Consider the following 19,085-nt stretch of genomic DNA (forward strand, 5'->3'; position numbering starts at 1 on the left):
AAGTCTCTGGCAAGACCCCGGCGCGAGGTGGCCAGCGTGACCCGACTGTGACAAGTTGGGCACATGGTCGGACGCATACCCGTCATCGACGTGCACCCGCTGGTGGATCAGGGGCGACGCCCCGCCAAGGCCACCGTCGGCGAGCCGCTGCCCGTGCAGGCCACGGTGTTCCGCGAGGGGCATGATCAGCTCGCCGCGGAGCTCGTGCTGATCGGACCAGACGGGGGACGCAGGCCACCGGTGCGCATGCGCCAGCTCGTGCCCGGCACCGACAGATACGAGGCCTGGGACGCCCCCGACGTCGAGGGCGAGTGGGCCTTCGAGGTGCGCGGGTTCTCCGACCCGCTCGGCACGTGGACGCACGACGCGGGCATCAAGATCCGCGCCGGCGTGGACGTCGAGCTGATGTTCCTCGAGGCCCGGCTGCTGCTGAAGCGCATCCGCGCCGAGGCCGAGGGCCTCACGGCCGACGACGAGGCCGCCCTCACGGCGGCCGAGGACGCGGCGAGCGACGAGATCCGACCCATCGAGGCGCGGCTCGCGGTGCTCGAGGGGCCCGAGACGCAGGAGCTGTTCCGCGGGCACCCGCTGCGCGACCTCGTGACCGTCGCCGGGCCCTACCCGCTGTACGCCGACCGCCGCCGCGCCCTGACCGGCAGCTGGTACGAGTTCTTCCCGCGGTCGGAGGGAGCCGAGATCGACCCCGCGACCGGCAAGGTCGTCAGCGGCACCTTCACGACCGCGATCCAGAGCCTGGACCGGGTGTCGGCGATGGGCTTCGACGTGCTCTACCTGCCGCCCATCCACCCCATCGGCGAGATCAACCGGAAGGGCCGAAACAACACGCTCACTCCCGGACCGGACGACACCGGGTCGCCGTGGGCGATCGGGTCGAAGGACGGCGGTCACGACGCGATCCATCCCGACCTCGGCACGTTCGCGGACTTCGACGCGTTCGTGGCCGCGGCGAAGGCGAAGGGCATCGAGGTCGCGCTCGACCTCGCGCTGCAGGCCGCGCCCGACCACCCCTGGGTCACGAGTCACCCGCAGTTCTTCCGGCACCGCGCCGACGGCACCATCGCCTACGCCGAGAACCCGCCCAAGAAGTACCAGGACATCTACCCGATGTACTTCGACGACGACTTCGAGGGCGTCGTGAAGGAGGTCACGCGCGTGGTGCGGCTGTGGATGTCGCACGGCGTGCGGGTGTTCCGCGTGGACAACCCCCACACCAAGCCCGTGATGTTCTGGGAGCGGCTGCTCGGCGACATCCGGGAGACCGACCCGGATGTCGTGTTCCTGTCGGAGGCGTTCACGCGTCCCGCGATGATGCACACGCTCGGATCGGTCGGCTTCCACCAGTCGTACACGTACTTCACGTGGCGCGTCGGGAAGAGCGAGATCGAGGACTATCTGCGCGAGGTGTCGCGCGAGAGCGACCACCTGATGCGGCCGAGCTTCTGGGTGAACACCCCCGACATCCTGCACGCGTCGCTGCAGTACGGCGGGCCCGCGATGTTCGCGATCCGCGCCACGCTGGCCGCGATGGCGACGCCGTCGTGGGGCATGTACGCGGGGTACGAGCTGTTCGAGCACGTCGCGGTCAAGCCCGGCAGCGAGGAGTACCTCGACAGCGAGAAGTACCAGATCCGGATCCGCGACTGGGCCGAGGCCGAGGCGTCGGGCAAGACGCTCGCGCCGTACATCGGCCGGCTCAACGAGCTGCGCCGCGCGCATCCCGCGCTCGGGCTGCTGCGCAACCTCGTCGTGCACTCGGCCGACGACGAGCACATCCTGTGCTTCTCGAAGACCCACGGCGCGGACACCGTCATCGTGGTGATCAACCTCGATCCGCACGGCGCGCACGAGACCACCGTGCGCCTGGACCTCGCGGCGGCGGGCCTCCCGGAGCGCTACACCGTGCACGACGAGCTCACCGGAGCCGAGTGGGTGTGGGGCGCGGACAACTACGTGCGACTCGACCCGGCGGGCGACGTCGCGCACATCCTGTCCGTCCGGCCCGTCGGCCCGCCCCCGGTGGACGAACCCGACTTCGATCACGGGGAGCAGCGCGCATGACGCCCGAGCCCGCCCCCTACACGTCGTCGATCCCGATCCTGTCGCAGGAGCCGTTCCCCGACAGCCCGGTCTCGGCGCAGCCCGAGTGGTTCAAGACCGCGGTGTTCTACGAGGTGCTCGTGCGCTCGTTCAAGGACGGCGACGGCGACGGCACCGGCGACTTCCGCGGCCTGATCGAGAAGCTCGACTACCTGCAGTGGCTCGGCGTCGACTGCCTGTGGCTGCCCCCGTTCTTCCCGTCGCCGCTGCGCGACGGCGGGTACGACGTCGCCGACTACACCGGCGTGCTTCCCGAGCTCGGCACGGTGGAGGACTTCCAGGTCTTCCTGGACGCGGCGCACGCGCGCGGCATCAAGGTGATCATCGACTTCGTCATGAACCACACGAGCGACGAGCACCCGTGGTTCCAGGCGAGCCGGTCGGATCCGGACGGCCCGTACGGCGACTTCTACGTGTGGAGCGACACGGACGAGCTGTACGAGGACGCGCGCATCATCTTCGTCGACACCGAGCCGAGCAACTGGACGTGGGATCCGGTGCGCCAGCAGTACTTCTGGCACCGGTTCTTCTCCCACCAGCCCGACCTCAACTTCGACAACCCGAAGGTGCACGAGGCGATGCTCGACGCCATGCGGTTCTGGCTCGACATGGGCCTGGACGGCTTCCGGCTCGACGCCGTGCCGTACCTGTACGAGCGCCCGGGCACGAACGGCGAGAACCTGCCGGAGACGCACGAGCTCCTCCGCAAGGTGCGTGCGGTGGTCGACCGCGAGTATCCCGGCCGCGTGCTGCTGGCCGAGGCGAACCAGTGGCCGGCCGACGTCGTGGACTACTTCGGCAACCCCGAGGTCGGCGGGGACGAGTGCCACATGTGCTTCCACTTCCCGGTCATGCCGCGCATCTTCATGGCCGTGCGGCGCGAGTCCCGCTACCCGATCTCCGAGATCCTGGCGCAGACCCCGCCGATCCCGTCCGGCACGCAGTGGGGCATCTTCCTGCGCAACCACGACGAGCTCACGCTCGAGATGGTCACGGACGAGGACCGCGACTACATGTGGAACGAGTACGCGCAGGACCCGCGGATGAAGGCGAACATCGGCATCCGACGCCGTCTCGCCCCGCTGCTCGAGAACGACATCGACCAGATCGAGCTGTTCACGGCGCTGCTGCTGTCCCTGCCCGGCTCGCCCGTCCTCTACTACGGCGACGAGATCGGCATGGGCGACAACATCTGGCTGGGCGACCGCGACGGCGTGCGCACGCCCATGCAGTGGACCAGCGACCGCAACGCGGGATTCTCGACCGCGAACCCGGGCAAGCTGTCGCTTCCCGTGGTGCAGGACCCGGTCTACGGCTACCTGTCGGTGAACGTCGAGGCGCAGCAGGAGAACCGGTCGTCGCTGCTGCACTGGACGCGGCAGATCATCCAGACGCGAAAGCGCCACCCCGCGTTCGGGCTCGGCAGCTTCAACGACCTCGGCGGATCAAACCCCGCGGTGCTGTCGTACTCCCGCGAGCACACCAACGCCGACGGATCCGTCGACGTGATCGTGTGCGTCAACAACCTGTCGCAGTTCCCGCAGCCGGTCGAGCTCGACCTGCGGCGGTTCCTCGGCTCCGTGCCCGTCGAGCTGATCGGCGGCGTGCCGTTCCCGCGGATCGGCGAGCTGCCGTATCTGCTGACGCTGGGCGGCCACGGCTTCTACTGGTTCCAGCTGCACGCGCCGGCCGATGAGGCGGAGGAGGTGGGTCTGCTGTGAGCGAGACCCCGGACAAGCATCCCCTGGAGAACGACGGCGCCCTCTGGGAGGGCTACCTGTCGCGCACGCGCTGGTTCGGCGGCAAGGGCCGCCCGTTCCACGTCAGCACCGTGCGCGGGCTCGCCGAGCTGCCGGTGCCGGAGGAGGCGCAGGATGACGCGCGCGTCACCGTGTACCTCGTGACCGTCGACTACACGGACGACGAGGGCGGCTCCGAGCAGTACCAGGTGCCGCTGTCGAGCTACGACGACGCGCAGGAGCGGATCGCGTACGCGTTCGTCGGATCCGTCGAGGGCGGGGACGGACGGATCCGGCACCTGTACGACGGCGCCCACGACCGCAGCGCCATGGCGCTGTGGCTGCAGGGCTTCATCGCCGCCGAGGCGTCGGGCACCGCGCAGAAGGACGGGATGCGGTTCCGCCGCGTGTCCGTCCCCGGCCAGGAGCTGGACCCCGGCCTGCAGTCCTCGCCCCTGACGGGCGAGCAGTCCAACTCGTCGGTGAAGTTCGACGACACCGCGATCATGAAGCTCTTCCGCAAGGTCAGCCCGGGCGTGAACCCCGACATCGAGATCCACGAGGTGCTGACGCGCGGCGGCTCGGACTACGTGGCCGACCTGTACGGCTGGATCGAGACCGACCTGCCGGATGGGGGCGTGCTGCAGCTCGCGATGCTGCAGGAGTTCCTCCGCACGGCGAGCGACGGCTTCGAGCTCGCGACCGGCAGCGTCCGGACCCTGCTGGCGCACCTCGAGCTCAGCGTCGAGGAGTCCGGCGGCGACTTCGCGGGCGAGGCGACGCGCCTCGGCGAGGCGCTCGCCGCGGTGCACCGGATGCTGCGCGACAGCTTCCCCGCGCAGGGCCGCGGCGAGGACAGCACGGGCGAACTCGCCGGCGCGATGATCGCGCGGCTCGAGCACGCCCGCCGCATCGTGCCCGAGATCGAGCCCTACGCCGACCGCCTCCGCGCGGCGTACGACGCCGTCGCCGCACTCGGCCGGCTCGACGTGCAGCGCGTGCACGGCGATCTGCACCTCGGCCAGACGCTGCGGACGTCGCAGGGCTGGAAGATCGTCGACTTCGAGGGCGAGCCGGGCCGGCCGTTCGCCGAACGGGCGCTGCCCGACTCGCCGTGGCGCGACGTGGCGGGCATGCTCCGCTCGTTCGACTACGCGGCGCGCGTGGTCGAGATGTCGGGAACCGGCGGCGACGAGACGGAGGCCCCGCTGCGCGCCCAGCGCGCCCGCGAGTGGTCGGCCCGCGCGCGCCGCCTGTTCCTGGAGGGATACGTCGCGGCGCTCGGGGCCGAGGCCGGTCCCGAGCAGCAGCGCGGCGTGCTGCTCGACGCGTACGTGGCCGACAAGGCCGTGTACGAGGCCGTCTACGAGAAGCGCAACAGGCCGTCGTGGATCCCGATCCCGCTGGCCGCGCTGGAACGGATCGGTGGATGATGTCGGACCCCGGGATCCTGCCCGTCGACCAGGCGACGCTCACCGCCGTCGCCTCCGGGCTGCATCACGATGCTCACTCCGTGCTCGGCCCGCACCCGCACGAGGGCGGCGTGACCGTGCGCGTGCTGAAGCCACTCGCGGCCGGCGTGAGCGTGCAGTACCAGACCGCGCCGACGCGCCGCTTCCCCGACGGGTGGGCGGTCGTCGACCTCGAGCACGAGCACGAGGGCATCTGGGTGGGCGTGCTGCCGGGCGTCGCCGCCGGCGACGTCCCGCCGTACCGCGTCGAGACGTCCTATGGCGAGGGCGAGGACCGGGTCACGCACCTGCGCGACGATCCGTATCGGTTCCTGCCGACGCTCGGTGAGGTCGACCAGCACCTGATCGGCGAGGGCCGCCACGAGGCGCTGTGGCGCGTGCTCGGCGCGCACGTGCACCGCTACGAGGGCTGGGGCGACGCTCCGGATGTCGTCGGCACGGCGTTCGCCGTGTGGGCGCCGCGCGCCCGGGCGGTGCGGGTCAAGGCCGACTTCAACGACTGGGACGGCCGCGAGCACCCCATGCGCCGCCTCGGCTCGTCCGGCGTGTGGGAGCTGTTCGTGCCCGACGTGGCCGCGGGCGCTCGGTACAAGTACCAGATCCTCGGTGTGGACGGCGTCTGGCGGGAGAAGGCCGACCCCATGGCGTCGTACGCCGAGAAGCCGCCGCTGACGGCCTCGATCGTGCACGAGTCGCTGTACCGGTGGGGCGACGACGAGTGGCTCGAGCGCCGCGCCGCCGAGGCGGGCCGCGGGCACACCGACCGGCCGATGTCGATCTACGAGGTGCACCTCGCGTCGTGGCGCAAGGACCGCTCGTACGCGCAACTCGCGGACGAGCTGGTCGGCTACGTGAGCGACCTGGGCTTCACGCACGTCGAGCTGATGCCGGTCATGCAGCACCCGTTCGGCGGATCCTGGGGCTATCACGTCACGGGCTACTACGCGCCCGACAGCCGCCTGGGCGATCCGGACGGCCTCCGATTCCTGATCGATCGGCTGCACCAGGCCGGAATCGGCGTGATCCTCGACTGGGTGCCGGGACACTTCGCGACGGACGCCTGGGCGCTCGCGCGCTTCGACGGCGCGCCGCTGTACGAGGACCCGAACCCGCAGCGCGGCTGGCACAAGGAGTGGGGATCGCACATCTTCGACTTCGGCAACCCGCCGGTGCGCAACTTCCTCTACGCCAACGCGCTCTACTGGCTCGAGGAGTTCCACGCGGACGGCCTGCGCGTCGACGGCGTCGCCTCCATGCTCTACCTCGACTACGCCCGCCAGGAGGGCGAGTGGAGCCCGAACAAGCACGGCGGTCGCGAGAACCTCGAGGCCGTGCAGTTCCTGCAGGAGATGAACGCCACGGTCTACAAGCGCGTGCCGGGCGTCGTCACGATCGCCGAGGAGTCCACCTCGTGGCCCGGCGTCACGGGGCCGACCTCGGGCGGTGGCCTGGGCTTCGGCTTCAAGTGGAACATGGGCTGGATGCACGACACGCTCGGGTACATCAAGCGCGATCCCGTGCATCGCGTGCACCACCACGGCGAGATGACGTTCTCGCTCGTCTACGCATGGTCGGAGAACTACGTCCTGCCGATCTCGCACGACGAGGTCGTGCACGGCAAGGGGTCGCTGCTGCGCAAGGCGCCGGGCGACCGGTGGCGCCAGCTCGCGACCCTGCGCGCGTACCTCGCGTACATGTGGGCCCACCCGGGCAAGCAGCTGCTGTTCATGGGCAGCGAATTCGCCCAGGAGTCCGAGTGGGCCGAGGCCCGCGAGCTCGACTGGTGGCTTCTGGATCTGCCGGATCACCTCGGCGTGCATCGCGCGATGAAGGACATCAACGCGCGGTACAAGGAGACCCCGGCGCTGTGGGCGCTGGACACCCAGCCCGCCGGCTTCGAGTGGCTCGTGGCGGACGACGCGGGCGGGAACGTGTTCGCGTTCGTGCGGCGCGACGGCGACGGATCGCAGCTGGTCGCGGTGACGAACTTCTCCGCCCAGCCCCACGACCGCTACCGCCTGCGCTTCCCCGCCCCCGGCGTCTGGGACGAGGTGCTCAACACCGACGCGTCCGACTACGGCGGCTCGGGGGTCGGCAACATGGGCCGCGTCGAGGTCCCGGAGGACGGCCACCGCGAGGTCGCGCTGCCGCCGCTCGGCACGGTCTGGTTCCGCCTCTCTCTCTAAGAGCGTGTCCACGCTCGCACCGGCGCTTCGCTCGGGTCGCCCCCTGTGCCCAGCGTGCGAACCGCGAAGCGGGAGCGTGCCGCGAATGCGGCCCGACAAGACTGCACAGCAGAACGCCCGTCGCGGGGCGACGGGCGTTCGCTGTGTCCGGGAACCTCCCCCTCCGGGGCCGACCCGCGGATCGCGGGGTCAGGTGGCTCGTGAGAGGGGACTCCCCATGCGGTCGGACGCGGGAGATGAGCGCGACCGACGTCTGTGCATTACCGGGTGCTGCTCTTGTTGCGACCGGTGACGAGGCCCCAGATCAGCAGCACGATGATCGCGCCACCGATCGCGAGAAGCCAGGTGGACAGATCCCAGAAGTTCTCGAGGCCCGTGCCGAACAGCACCGAGCCGAGCCAGCCGCCGAGGATGGCTCCGACGACTCCCAGGAGGAGTGTCACGATCCAGCCGCCGCCCTGCCGCCCAGGCAGGATCGCCTTCGCGATCGCTCCGGCGATGAGTCCGAGGATGATGAATGCGATGAAGCCCATGACGCGCTCCCTTCTCTGCGGGGATCTCCCGCGACATCCACGTTAGGAGGGCGGCCGGAACCTTCCCAGGGGCTTGACATCGCCTGGGAACATGCGCTTAGGCACTCCGGTGAGCGGGAGTTTGACCGGTTCAGGCGGGGCCCAGGCGCAGCACGCCGGTGGCCTCGGTCGCGCGCAGGTCGTCGACGACCCGGAGCGTGCGGGCGAGCTCGTCCACCGCTCCGATCGCGGTGCCGAAGCGCTGCGCGTCGCCGGACACCGCCGTCACCGTCACGAAATGCGCGCCGGTGTCCCACGTGTACTCGGCCATGGGCGGGGCGCCGGGCGTCGACGGACGGTCGAGCACGAGCCGCTCTCCCATCCCGAGGTACGCGCCCTGGAACGCCTCGGTGTCGTCGTACTCCATGGGCCGCATGGCGCGCGCCGCGCGCAGCTGCGGCGTGATCACCTGCACCTGCGCCGCGACCACCATGAGCTCGGGGTCGTCCTTCCACACCCACACGAGCACACGCCCGTCGGCGCGGCGCAGCATCAGGGGAGCGGCCTGGCTGATCGTCCACGCGAGCACCCCGCTGCCGCGGCCCTGGCCGCCCATCATCCGGGACCCCTGGCCCAGGAGCATCCGGATCGCCACCCTGCGGTGACGACGTCCGCGCAGTCCCAGCGAACCGGTCACGGCGACCCAGCGCGCGGGGTCGGCGTCGGCCTGCAGTCGGGTCATGCGTCCAGGGTACGTGCGGGAGGATGGGAGGGTGGATGCCCTCACGCGCGCCGAGTCGCTGATCACCCTGACGCCCGACTACCCCGAGCCGGGCGTGCTGTTCCGCGACATCACGCCGCTGCTCGCGGACGGCCCGGCGCTGCGTGCCGTTATCGAGGCGATGATCGCGCCGTTCGAGGGCCGCTTCGACATCGTCGCGGGCGTCGAGGCGCGCGGGTTCCTGCTCGCCGGCTACGCGGCCGCGGTGGCCGGCGTCGGCATGCTGCCCATCCGCAAGGCCGGCAAGCTGCCCCGCCCCGCCGCCGCCGTCTCGTACGCGCTCGAGTACGGCACCGCGACGATCGAGGCGCCCGGGGTGCTGCGTGACGGGGAGCGCGTGCTGCTGCTCGACGATGTCCTCGCGACCGGCGGCACCCTGGGCGCTGCGCGGAACCTCGTGACCGAGCTCGGCGCCTCCGTCGTCGGCGCCGCAGTCGTGCTCGAGCTCACGGACCTCGGCGGCCGCGCCCACAGCGGCGACGTGCACGCGGTGTTCGCGGCCTGATCCCGTCCTGCGGGCGCCCCGACCGTCCGCCGCGGCCGCGGCTGCCGTAGGCGAGGGCGGCGATGCCCCATCCGGCCCCCGACGGAAGCGCACCATGCCACTCGATCTCCTGCCTCCGCGTCCGCGCGCCCGCCCGCGCACCCCGGAGCGCCTCACGGTGCTGTGGCTGTCGGCGGTGGTGCTCGTCGTGGCGGCCATGCTGGCGGCGGCGGGGCAGACGGCCGAGGGCGAGGCCGGCGCGCAGGCGCCGGGTCCGACCCCGTCCGCGACGGTCGTCCCCGATCCGGTCCCGAGCGCGGCGCCCACGGCGGCGCCGCCGCGCGCGGGCACCGCGCTCGCGCCGCTCGAGACCCTCGAGGTCAAGGGCCGCGCGCCGAAGACCGGGTACACGCGCGAGCAGTTCGGGCATCGCTGGAAGGACGTCGACCGCAACGGCTGCGACAGCCGCAACGACATCCTGGCCCGCGATCTGACCGGCGTCGCCCGCTCGGGGCCCTGCACGGTGGTGACCGGGTCCCTCGCGGATCCGTACACGGGCACGACGATCGCGTTCGTGCGCGGGCAGGGCACCTCGGAGCTCGTGCAGATCGACCACGTGGTCGCGCTCTCGGACGCATGGCAGAAGGGCGCGCAGCAGCTGACGCCCGACGAGCGCGAGCGCTTCGCGAACGACCCCCTGAACCTGCTGGCCGTCGACGGCTCCGCCAACGCGAGCAAGGGCGACGGCGACGCGGCCACCTGGCTGCCGCCGGTCGAGGGCATCCGCTGCGCGTACGTCGCGCGCCGGGTCGCGGTCAAGTCCGCGTACCGCCTGTGGGTGACGCCGGCCGAGCGCGACGCGATCGCGCGCATCCTGTCCGGGTGCCCGGACGAGCCCGCAGCCGCAAGCTCGACCGCGACGGGGGACGGCGTCGCCTGAGACCTGATCCGGTCACGAGCCGTTTCCCGGCCGTTCGATATACACCCGTGACCGGCGGCGGGCCGGTTTGGTCCCTCGGCAGTATTTCGCGGGGCAGAATGTTTTACATCGCCGAAACGTGGGTGTCCGGTGGGCCTTATCGCCGCACCCTACGGTGAGAAGGTCCCCCCGGCACCGCCGATCACCCTCCCGGTACGCATTCCAGACTCGAACTGGATAACCGCGCCCCGTCCCGCACGAGTGGAGACCTTCACATGACCCGCACCCCCTTCGTCCGCCGAGGCCTCGTCGCCGCCGGCCTCACCCTGACCGGCGCGCTGGCGCTGTCCGCCTGCTCCGGCGGATCCGAGCCCGCGGCCGACGCGACCGCCGACGGCGAGTCGGCCAGCCACGGCTCGATCACGGTCCAGCAGAGCTGGATCAAGAACGAGGAGTTCGCCGGCGAGTTCTACGCCACCACCAAGGGCTACTACGAGGAGGCCGGGTTCGACGAGGTCACGCTGCTCGAGGGGCCCTCGACCGGTGTCGCCGAGCTCATGGGCGACAGCGTGCAGGTCGCCCTGAACGACCCGCTGGCCGTCGGCGCCGCCGTCGCCAACGAGGGCGCCACGATCAAGATGATCGGCGCAACGTTCCAGAAGAACCCCTTCACCGTTCTCTCGCTCAAGGACGGCGCCGACATCGCCACGGTCGAGGACCTCAAGGGCAAGAAGATCGGCGTGCAGGACTCCAACCGCGCCGCCTTCGACGCGTTCCTCGAGGCCAACGGCATCGGCCAGGACGAGCTCGAGATCGTCGCCGTCCAGTACGACCCGGCGCCGCTGACGAACGGCGAGGTCGACGGCTTCTACGCGTACCTCACCAACGAGGCGCTCACCGTCAAGCTCGCCGGCAACGAGATCACGAACCTGCCGCTGGCCGACAACGGCTTCCCGCTGGTCGCCGAGACCGTGTCGGTGACCGACGCCTACCTCGCCGAGAACCGCGAGCTGCTGAAGGACTTCCTGGTCGCCGAGATCAAGGGCTGGTCGGATGTGCTCGCCGACCCCGAGCAGGCCGCCGCGGATGTCGTCGCTGACTTCGGCACCGACCTCGACCCCGAGAAGACCCTCGAGGCCATGAAGGCGCAGGCCGAGCTCATCGCCACCCCCGACACGGAGGAGCACGGCCTCTTCACCATCACGGAGGACATGCAGCAGGCGACGGTCGACAGCCTCGCGGGCGCCGGGATCACCGTGTCGGCCGACCAGATCTTCGACCTCAGCCTCCTCGACGAGGTCTACGCCGAGCACCCCGAGCTCGTCGACTACGCCGGCTGAGCCCGTCCGACCGAACCACAACGGGAGAACCACACCGTGACCGACACGGACCTGCAGACCGGTGCCCAGGACGCCCTGGGCACCGGTCTGCACATCAGCGGACTGAACAAGGTCTTCCGGCAGGGGCGCCGCGACGTCGTCGCGCTCCAGGACACCGATCTGCACACCGAGCAGGGCACGTTCCTGTCGCTGCTGGGCCCGTCGGGCTGCGGCAAGTCGACCATCCTGCGGATCCTGGCGGGACTCGAGGCGCCGTCGAGCGGCACGACACGCGTCGACGGCAAGTCCCCCCGGGAGCTGCGCGCGTCGAACAGCCTGGGCATCGCGTTCCAGGACGCGGCGCTGCTGCCGTGGCGCAGCGTGCAGTCGAACATCCAGCTGCCCTTCGAGGTCGCCGGCAAGCCGGTCGACCGGGACTACGTCGCCGAGCTCATCGCACTCGTCGGCCTGGCGGGATTCGAGAAGGCCAAGCCCGCGCAGCTGTCCGGCGGCATGCGTCAGCGCGTGTCGATCGCCCGCTCGCTCGTGATGAAGCCCGAGGTGCTGCTGTTCGACGAGCCGTTCGGCGCGCTCGACGACATGACGCGCCAGCGCCTGAACCTCGAGCTGCTGCGCATCTGGACCGAGAAGCCCGCGACCACCCTGCTGGTCACGCACGGCATCTCGGAGGCCATCTTCCTGAGCGACAAGGTCGCCGTGATGACGCCACGACCGGGACGGATCAAGGAGGTCATGGACATCGACCTCCCACGCCCGCGGACCCCCGAGATGATGCGCACGCCCGAGTTCCATGCGTACGTCGACCACGCGTCCGACCTGCTGTTCGGCTCGGAGGCGTCCGGATCGACGGGCGCCGGGTCGAAGACCGCCGGCTCGACGGGCGCCGGATCCGCGGATGACGCCGACGCGACGGCCGCGCCCGAGGCGCCCGATGTCGTCTGAGGTCCGTCGCCAGACCCCCGCGTGGGTGTGGGGCGTCGTCGGCGTCGCCGGCATCGTCGCCCTGTGGTGGCTGCTCGCGGCCACCGTGCTGTCGTGCCTCGGCCCGAACTGCGCGCAGCCCATCCCGACGCCCGGGCAGGTCGCCGTCGAGGCCGCGCAGCGCGGCTGGGCGTTCTTCGCGCCCCAGTTCGGCGTCACGCTCGCGGAGGCCGGGCTCGGCTACCTGTGGGGCAACGGCCTCGCGCTGGTGTTCGCCGCGCTCGTGCTCGTCGTGCCGCGCATCGAGGGGCTCGTGATGCAACTCGCGACCATCACGTACTGCCTGCCGATCGTCGCGATCGGCATGGTCCTGATCGTGATCCTGCCCATCCCGCAGGCGGGGCGCGCGTCGCTGACGTCCGTGATCCTGGCGGCGCTCAGCGTGTTCTTCACCACGGTGGTGGGGTCGCTCCTCGGCCTCAAGGCCGCCGACCGCAGCGCGCTCGACGTCGTCGCGGTGTACGGCGGATCCCGCCTCATGCAGCTGCGCAAGGTGCGTCTCATCGCCGCGCTGCCGGCCATCCTGAACGCCCTGCAGATCGCCGTGCCCGCGGCGTTCCTGGGTGCCGTGCTGGGGGAGTTCTTCGGCAAGGTGCAGGCGGGCGTCGGGCGGGCGATGATGATCGCCCAGGTCGACTTCAACCCGCCGCTGGTGTGGGGGCTCGCGATCCTGTCGGGCCTCGTCGCGCTCGCCGGGTACTGGCTCGTCGGGCTCGTCGCGCGCGCCGCCGCGCCGTGGTCGAAGGGCGCGTGAGCATGACCACTCTCGCCGCGTACAGTCCGCCGCCCGAGTCGCAGGCCGTCGAGGCCGCCACCCGTCGCACGCTGCGTCGCCAGACCGCGTCGTCCACGGCCCGCGTGCTGGGCCGCGGCCTGCTGATGTTCGTCGTGACGCTCGTCGTCGTCACGGTCCTGTGGCAGGTGCTGCTGTGGGCGTTCGGCGTGAACGCGTACGTCGGCAAGGGGCCCGCCGACATCTGGAAGCACCTCGTCGCCGACCCGGCGGCGGGCGAGAACCGCGCGCTGCTGTTGGGGCGCCTGTGGGTGACCCTCGGGCACGCGTTCATCGGCTTCGCCGCCGGACTCGTCGTCGCACTCGCCGCGGCGATCCTGTTCCAGCTGAACCGCGGTGTCGAGCACGCGCTGATGCCGCTCGCGATGCTGCTGCGCTCGGTGCCGCTCGTCGCGATGGCGCCCGTGATCACGCTGGTCTTCGGCCGCGACCTCTGGTCGGTCGCGGTGATCGGCGGCATCGTCGTGCTGTTCCCGGCGCTCGTGAACATCGTGTTCGGCCTGCGCTCGGCGTCGCCGCAGATGACCGACGTCGTGCACGTGTACGGCGGATCCGGCTTCACCGTCCTGCGCAAGGTCGCCCTGCCGTCGTCGCTGCCGGCGTTCTTCGCCGCGGTGCGGATCTCCGTGCCCGGCGCGATCACGGGAGCCCTGCTGGCCGAGTGGCTCGCGACGAGCGACGGCATCGGCGGGGGCATCGGCCCGGCGATCTCGCAGTCGAAGTTCCCCGAGGTGTGGGCGTCGGTCGTGCTCGTCACGGCGGCCGCGCTGATCCTCTACAACCTGATGCAGGTGATCGAGGACACCGCGCTCGCGCGGCTGGGGATGCATCCGCTGAAGAACGTCTGATCGAGCAGACGGGACACGCCCGGGCTGGCAAGCCGCGGCGTGTCTGAACGGCGCGTGAGCATCCGTTGAGAGCCGTCCCGTGGGTTTGAGACCGGACATCCCTTCTGCCTAACGTCGCCGACGTGCCCCTCGGGGCGCAGCCGCCTCCACGACCGTCGCGGAGGCCGATTCGGATGACGAAGGGAATCGACTGCATGTCGAAGAACACGAGCCCGATGACCACCAGCACGACCGCGTCGCGCCGCGGCGCACGCACGCTTCGCGGAGCCGCCGCCGTGGGAGCCGCGGGAGCCGTGATCGCCGGCGCCGCGTTCGGGGCGACCGCCGCGAACGCGTCCACCGGGGACGAGGGCCACCACCGGCCGGCTCCGCCGGCCGTCGGCGCGCCGACCGCGACGCAGCTCGAGGACGGCATCGTCCAGCTCACGGGCCCGGCCGTCGCGCAGGCGTCGGCGCACCTCGAGCACAAGCTCGCGCAGGCCATCGCCGCGCTGGACGAGCGCGGCGAGAAAGCGCTCAAGGCCGCGATCGCGGACGGATCGGTCGACCTCGGACCGTTCGCCGGCCTCGTGGGCGGCGGCGAGAACGTCGACATCCCGGAGCTGCCGGTCGACGCGGGCACGCTCGTGGCCGACGTCGGCTCCGAGCCGCTCACCAGCTCGGACGGCGCCGTCACGCTCGATCTCGCGTCGGGTGACGTGACGGTCGACCTGCAGCGCCTCGCGGACGCGCACGGACTGCCCGCCGACGCGACGCTCGCCGATCAGGCGGTCGTCGACGCCGTGAAGGCGGACGTGGACGAGATCCTCGCGAGCGTGTCGGACCGCATCGACGAGCAGCTGCTCGCCGAGGTGCAGGGCGCCGCGGACAGCCTCCCCGCGGGTCTGACGTCGCAGTTCGAGGGCGTCGTGGACCAGGCCAAGGGCGAGGTCTCGCGCACGGTCGACGGCGCCGTCGGCGAGGGCGTCGCCCCCGCCTCCGACGAGATCGGCACCGCCGCGGACGAGCTCGGCAGCCTGATCGACATCACGGTCGAGGACGGCGGCCAGGCCACGATCGACGTCGACCTGCCGCAGGGCGAGGCGGTTCCGCTCGCCGGCTGATCCCCGGGTCTCCCTCGGACGCCCCCGGACCTCCACGGTCCGGGGGCGTCCGTCGCGCTTGGGGCGCCTGCGCGTCAGGTGCGGATGACGATGTTGATCGGCTCCTCGCCGCGCGCCAGGCGCTCGGCCTGGGACGCGACGAGCCGGGCGATGCGGGGGCGCATGGCGGCCGAGCGACCGCCCACGTGCGGCGCGATGATGACGCCCGGCAGCGACCACAGCGGGTGCTCCTCGGGCAGCGGCTCCGGATCGAACACGTCGCTCGCCACGCGCAGGCGGCCGCGCGAGACGTGCTCGACGAGCGCATCCGTGTCGATGACCGGCCCGCGGCCGACGTTGACGATCAGCGCCCCATCCGGGAGCGCCGACAGGGCGGCGTCGTCGACGAGGTGCTGAGTCTCGGGGCCGCCCGGAAGGACGATCACCAGGATGTCGGCGGTCGGGAGCAGGGCGGACAGCTCGTCGATGCCGTGCACGTCGATGCCGTCCTCCCTCCGGGCGCGCGACGCGACCGGAACGAGGTCGACCTCGAACGGCAGGAGCCGGTCGGCGACGGCCTTCGCGACGCCTCCGAAGCCGAGCATCACGACGCGCTTGTCGGCAAGGCCCGTGGTCTCGAAGCTCTCCCACGCGCGCTGGTCCTGGTTGCGCACCATGCGGGGCAGCTCGCGCTGGGCGGCGAGCATCAGCGCGACGGCGAGCTCGGCGGTCGCCGTCTCGTGCACCGAGGCCGCGTTGGCGTAGACCGTGCCGGCCGGGAGCCGATCCTGGACGCCGTCGTAGCCGATCGACTGCCCCTGCACGAGCCGGTGCTCGACGGTCGCGAGCGCCGCGAGCGCCTTGCCCTGCTTCATGTACGGCGGCACGACGATGTCGATCCGGTCGCGGGGCGCGGGCTGCTCGCCGCCGTCCCACTCGATGACCTCGATCGGCAGGGCCGGATCGACCAGGGCGCGCACGTCCTCGGCGAGCTCGGACGTCGGGGCGGACAGGACCACGGGCTGAGGGAGGGATTCGCTCACCCTCCCGACCCTACTGGCGGTTTCCCAGAGCGAGCGCGAGCGCGAGCGTGGTCAGGATCAGCAGTGCCGGGGCGGCCAGTCGGAACAGGCGCCGACCGCGGCAGAAGGTCGCCGCCGCCGACGGAAGCGTCAGGCGGCCTGGGCGACCGTGGCGGCGATGGCGCTGGCGAAGAACCCGAGGCCGTCGACGCCCGAGCGCATGGCGGCGACCGTGCCGGGACCGAAGCCGGGCTCGACCGCGTGCTCGGGGTGGGGCATGAGGCCCACGACGTTGCCGCGCTCGCTCGTCAGGCCCGCGATGTCGTTGAGCGAGCCGTTGGGATTCACGCCGAGGTATCGGAACACGATCCGACCCTCGCCCTCGATGCGCTTGAGCGTCTCGTCGTCGGCGATGTAGCCGCCGTCCGCGTTCTTCAGCGGGATGACGATCTCCTGGCCGGCCTCGAACGACGTGGTCCACGCGGTGTCGGCGTTCTCGACGCGCAGGCGCTGGTCGCGGCGGATGAACTGCTGGTGCGCGTTGCGGATCAGCCCACCCGGCAGCAGGTGCGCCTCGACGAGCATCTGGAAGCCGTTGCAGATGCCGAGGATCGGCATGCCCTTGGCGGCCGCGACCTTGACCTCGGCCATGATCGGCGCGTGCGCGGCGATCGCGCCGGCGCGCAGGTAGTCGCCGTAGCTGAAGCCGCCCGGCAGCACGAGGGCGTCGACGCCGTCGAGGTCGTGGGAGCCGTGCCACAGGGCGACGGGCTCGCCGCCGGCGAGGCGGATCGCGCGCTGGGCGTCGCGGTCGTCGAGCGACCCCGGGAACGTGATGACGCCGATGCGCGCGGTCACTCGACCACCTCGATGCCCACGACGTCCTCGATCACGCCGTTCGACAGGATCTCGTCCGCGATCCTCTGCGCCTCGGCGAGCACCTCGTCGGTGACCTCGCCGTCCACCGTCAGCTCGATGCGCTTGCCGATGCGCACGTTCTGGAAGGCTCCGTGCCCGAGGCGCGTGAGCGATCCGGTCACCGCCTTGCCCTGCGGGTCCAGCAGCTCGGCCTTGGGCATGACGTCGACGACGATGGTGGGCATGGGGATATTCTACGTGGCCGCGCCGATCGGCTCGCCGCGGAGGCGATCGATCTGAGCCGGGATCGCCGCGTCTGCGCGTGCGGCACGAGCGGCGACTCGCGCAACCCCTCCCGCAGGCCGGGGATCACGGGGTCGCACGCCATGGACGCCGCCCGCGCGGCGCAGGTCACATCCTGATCACGGGGTTGCGGTGGTGGGAGCGCTCCCATATGCTCACACCCAACCCTCATGGGAGCGCTCCCACGCGACCAGCGAGGTCCCCTCTCACCACACGGGGGTGCGCCAAGGCGGCGCCCTGAATCCCCACCACAAAGGAGTGAACTGTGAAGGCACACACCTGGCGTCGTCTCGGCGCCATCGCCGCGGCGGGCACCGTCTCGGCGCTCGCCCTGGCCGGCTGCGCGCCCGCCTCGAGCGGCGGCGCCGACGGCGACGCGGCGCCGTCCGACGAGCCCGTCACGCTGACGATCACCACGTTCGGCACCTTCGGCTACGACGACCTGTACAAGGAGTACGAGGACGCGCACCCGAACGTGACGATCGAGGCCACCAACATCGACACGGGCGGCAACGCCCGCACCGACCTGTTCACCAAGCTCGGCGCCGGCTCGGGCGTCTCCGACATCGTCGCGATCGAGGAGGGCTGGCTCGGCGCCGTCATGGAGGTGTCCGACCAGTTCGCTGACCTGCGCGACTTCGGCATCGAGGACCGCAAGGCCGACTGGGTCGACTGGAAGTACGCCGCGGGCACCGACGCCGCGGGTCGCGTGATCGGCTACGGCACCGACATCGGCCCCACGGGCCTCTGCTACAGCACCAAGGCCTTCGAGGCCGCGGGCCTGCCCACCGACCGCGAGGAGGTCGCCTCGCTGCTCGAGGGCGACTGGGCGCACTACTTCGAGGTGGGCCAGGAGTACACCGACGAGACCGGCAAGGCGTGGTTCGACCACTCCGGCTTCGTCTGGAACTCGATCGTGAACCAGCAGGCCGAGGGCTATTACACGAAGGACGGCGAGCTCAACGTCGAGGGCAACGACGAGCTGCGTGAGAACTTCGACCTCCTCGCCGAGGCCGTCAAGGGCGGCCAGTCGGCCGCGCAGGCCGCGTGGGACTGGAACGGCGGCAAGTCGTTCATCGACGACACGTTCGCCACGTTCGTCTGCCCCGGCTGGATGCTCGGCGTGGTGCAGGGCGCGATCGAGGGCGCGGGCGGCGACGCCGCCAGCGGCTGGGACTTCGCGGACGTCTTCCCCGGCGGCGCGGGCAACTGGGGCGGCGCCTGGCTGTCGATCCCCGAGAGCAGCCAGCACAAGGAGGCGGCCGCCGAGCTCGCCGACTGGCTGACGCAGCCCGAGCAGCAGGTCAAGCAGTCGGCCGCGGCCGGCAACTTCCCCTCGACCGTCGAGGCGCAGCAGACGCTCGCGGACGAGGCCACGCCGAACGAGTTCTTCAACGGATCGCCCACCGGCGCCATCCTCGCCTCGCGTGCCGAGGGCGTCGTGGCCCAGTTCAAGGGCCCGGACGACTCGGTCATCCAGGAGAACGTCTTCGGCCCGGCGCTGCAGAAGCTCGACCGCGGTGAGCTCGACGCCGACGGCGCCTGGGACGAGGCGCTCAAGCTCATGACCGAGCTCGACGTCAAGTAACAGCGCGTATCGCGCGCGTGCCGGGGCCGGGCTCCGGTCCCGGCACGCGCCGCTGGGGG

General features: G+C 71.4%; 16 protein-coding genes and 1 pseudogene. 12 read left to right on the forward strand and 5 right to left on the reverse strand.

The window, feature by feature from the left end:
• Window positions 1–63 precede the first annotated feature (63 nt).
• The 4 genes and pseudogenes from AAD528_RS11385 to glgB all read left to right on the forward strand — a co-directional run.
• Window positions 64–2,079, forward strand: a complete 2,016-nt coding sequence (locus tag AAD528_RS11385) for a maltotransferase domain-containing protein (RefSeq protein ID WP_345752195.1) — start codon at window positions 64–66, stop codon at window positions 2,077–2,079.
• A complete protein-coding gene (treS, locus tag AAD528_RS11390) occupies window positions 2,076–3,839 on the forward strand; it encodes a maltose alpha-D-glucosyltransferase (protein ID WP_345752196.1) in 1,764 nt (587 codons plus the stop codon). Before AAD528_RS11385 ends, treS begins: the two co-directional genes overlap by 4 nt.
• 110 nt (window positions 3,840–3,949) lie before the next feature.
• Window positions 3,950–5,290, forward strand: coding sequence for a maltokinase N-terminal cap-like domain-containing protein (locus AAD528_RS11395; RefSeq protein WP_445974733.1), 1,341 nt, complete (start codon window positions 3,950–3,952; stop codon window positions 5,288–5,290).
• Window positions 5,287–7,515, forward strand: a pseudogene (glgB, locus tag AAD528_RS11400) (1,4-alpha-glucan branching protein GlgB); the annotation flags it as partial. The gene AAD528_RS11395 and the pseudogene glgB, both read left to right, overlap by 4 nt.
• A gap of 260 nt (window positions 7,516–7,775) precedes the next feature.
• Here glgB and AAD528_RS11405 read toward each other — a convergent pair.
• Both AAD528_RS11405 and AAD528_RS11410 read right to left on the reverse strand, forming a co-directional pair.
• Window positions 7,776–8,048: a GlsB/YeaQ/YmgE family stress response membrane protein gene (locus AAD528_RS11405; RefSeq protein ID WP_345752199.1), complete on the reverse strand. Its 273-nt coding sequence runs from the start codon at window positions 8,046–8,048 to the stop codon at window positions 7,776–7,778.
• A 130-nt stretch (window positions 8,049–8,178) separates the two neighbouring features.
• Window positions 8,179–8,769, reverse strand: a complete 591-nt coding sequence (locus AAD528_RS11410; RefSeq protein WP_345752200.1) for a hypothetical protein — start codon at window positions 8,767–8,769, stop codon at window positions 8,179–8,181.
• A 31-nt stretch (window positions 8,770–8,800) separates the two neighbouring features.
• On the opposite strand from AAD528_RS11410, the gene AAD528_RS11415 reads away from it, so the two are divergent.
• The 7 genes from AAD528_RS11415 (at window position 8,801) to AAD528_RS11445 (ending at window position 15,276) form a co-directional block, all read left to right on the forward strand.
• The gene (locus AAD528_RS11415) at window positions 8,801–9,313 is read left to right on the forward strand and encodes an adenine phosphoribosyltransferase (RefSeq protein WP_345752201.1); all 513 of its coding nucleotides are present in this window, start codon (window positions 8,801–8,803) and stop codon (window positions 9,311–9,313) included.
• Between the two features lie 94 nt (window positions 9,314–9,407).
• Window positions 9,408–10,232, forward strand: a complete 825-nt coding sequence (locus AAD528_RS11420) for an HNH endonuclease family protein (RefSeq protein ID WP_345752202.1) — start codon at window positions 9,408–9,410, stop codon at window positions 10,230–10,232.
• Window positions 10,233–10,486: 254 nt separating this feature from the next.
• Complete coding sequence (locus AAD528_RS11425) at window positions 10,487–11,551, forward strand: ABC transporter substrate-binding protein (protein WP_345752203.1); 1,065 nt, start codon at window positions 10,487–10,489, stop codon at window positions 11,549–11,551.
• Window positions 11,552–11,587: 36 nt separating this feature from the next.
• Window positions 11,588–12,493, forward strand: coding sequence for an ABC transporter ATP-binding protein (locus tag AAD528_RS11430; RefSeq protein WP_345752204.1), 906 nt, complete (start codon window positions 11,588–11,590; stop codon window positions 12,491–12,493).
• Window positions 12,483–13,286: an ABC transporter permease gene (locus AAD528_RS11435; RefSeq protein WP_345752205.1), complete on the forward strand. Its 804-nt coding sequence runs from the start codon at window positions 12,483–12,485 to the stop codon at window positions 13,284–13,286. The genes AAD528_RS11430 and AAD528_RS11435 overlap by 11 nt, the downstream gene beginning before the upstream one ends.
• Window positions 13,287–13,288: 2 nt before the next feature.
• Complete coding sequence (locus AAD528_RS11440) at window positions 13,289–14,173, forward strand: ABC transporter permease (RefSeq protein WP_345752206.1); 885 nt, start codon at window positions 13,289–13,291, stop codon at window positions 14,171–14,173.
• Window positions 14,174–14,346: 173 nt separating this feature from the next.
• Entirely contained in the window at window positions 14,347–15,276 is a 930-nt protein-coding gene (locus AAD528_RS11445) for a hypothetical protein (protein ID WP_345752207.1), read from the forward strand.
• Between the two features lie 74 nt (window positions 15,277–15,350).
• Here the strand turns inward: AAD528_RS11445 and AAD528_RS11450 are convergent, their stop codons facing one another.
• The 3 genes from AAD528_RS11450 to purS form a co-directional block, all read right to left on the reverse strand.
• Window positions 15,351–16,298: a 2-hydroxyacid dehydrogenase gene (locus tag AAD528_RS11450; protein ID WP_345752208.1), complete on the reverse strand. Its 948-nt coding sequence runs from the start codon at window positions 16,296–16,298 to the stop codon at window positions 15,351–15,353.
• A 129-nt stretch (window positions 16,299–16,427) separates the two neighbouring features.
• Window positions 16,428–17,135 (reverse strand): phosphoribosylformylglycinamidine synthase subunit PurQ, encoded by a 708-nt coding sequence (purQ, locus tag AAD528_RS11455; RefSeq protein ID WP_345752209.1) that lies wholly within the window; start codon window positions 17,133–17,135, stop codon window positions 16,428–16,430.
• The gene (purS, locus tag AAD528_RS11460; RefSeq protein ID WP_345752210.1) at window positions 17,132–17,380 is read right to left on the reverse strand and encodes a phosphoribosylformylglycinamidine synthase subunit PurS; all 249 of its coding nucleotides are present in this window, start codon (window positions 17,378–17,380) and stop codon (window positions 17,132–17,134) included. Before purS ends, purQ begins: the two co-directional genes overlap by 4 nt.
• Window positions 17,381–17,703: 323 nt before the next feature.
• On the opposite strand from purS, the gene AAD528_RS11465 reads away from it, so the two are divergent.
• Window positions 17,704–19,026: an ABC transporter substrate-binding protein gene (locus AAD528_RS11465; RefSeq protein WP_345752211.1), complete on the forward strand. Its 1,323-nt coding sequence runs from the start codon at window positions 17,704–17,706 to the stop codon at window positions 19,024–19,026.
• Window positions 19,027–19,085: the final 59 nt, after the last annotated feature.

Source organism: Microbacterium rhizophilum, assembly GCF_039605615.1.
GTDB lineage: Bacteria > Actinomycetota > Actinomycetes > Actinomycetales > Microbacteriaceae > Microbacterium > Microbacterium rhizophilus.

Excerpts from the sequence above, each read along its gene's own strand:
- AAD528_RS11440 (WP_345752206.1), top strand. The coding sequence starts at position 13,289 with ATGACCACTCTCGCCGCGTACAGTCCGCCGCCCGAGTCGCAGGCCGTC.
- AAD528_RS11445 (WP_345752207.1), top strand. The coding sequence starts at position 14,347 with ATGACGAAGGGAATCGACTGCATGTCGAAGAACACGAGCCCGATGACC.
- AAD528_RS11435 (WP_345752205.1), top strand. The coding sequence starts at position 12,483 with ATGTCGTCTGAGGTCCGTCGCCAGACCCCCGCGTGGGTGTGGGGCGTC.
- treS (WP_345752196.1), top strand. The coding sequence starts at position 2,076 with ATGACGCCCGAGCCCGCCCCCTACACGTCGTCGATCCCGATCCTGTCG.
- AAD528_RS11405 (WP_345752199.1), bottom strand. The coding sequence starts at position 8,048 with ATGGGCTTCATCGCATTCATCATCCTCGGACTCATCGCCGGAGCGATC.
- AAD528_RS11410 (WP_345752200.1), bottom strand. The coding sequence starts at position 8,769 with ATGACCCGACTGCAGGCCGACGCCGACCCCGCGCGCTGGGTCGCCGTG.
- purS (WP_345752210.1), bottom strand. The coding sequence starts at position 17,380 with ATGCCCACCATCGTCGTCGACGTCATGCCCAAGGCCGAGCTGCTGGAC.
- AAD528_RS11420 (WP_345752202.1), top strand. The coding sequence starts at position 9,408 with ATGCCACTCGATCTCCTGCCTCCGCGTCCGCGCGCCCGCCCGCGCACC.
- AAD528_RS11385 (WP_345752195.1), top strand. The coding sequence starts at position 64 with ATGGTCGGACGCATACCCGTCATCGACGTGCACCCGCTGGTGGATCAG.
- AAD528_RS11425 (WP_345752203.1), top strand. The coding sequence starts at position 10,487 with ATGACCCGCACCCCCTTCGTCCGCCGAGGCCTCGTCGCCGCCGGCCTC.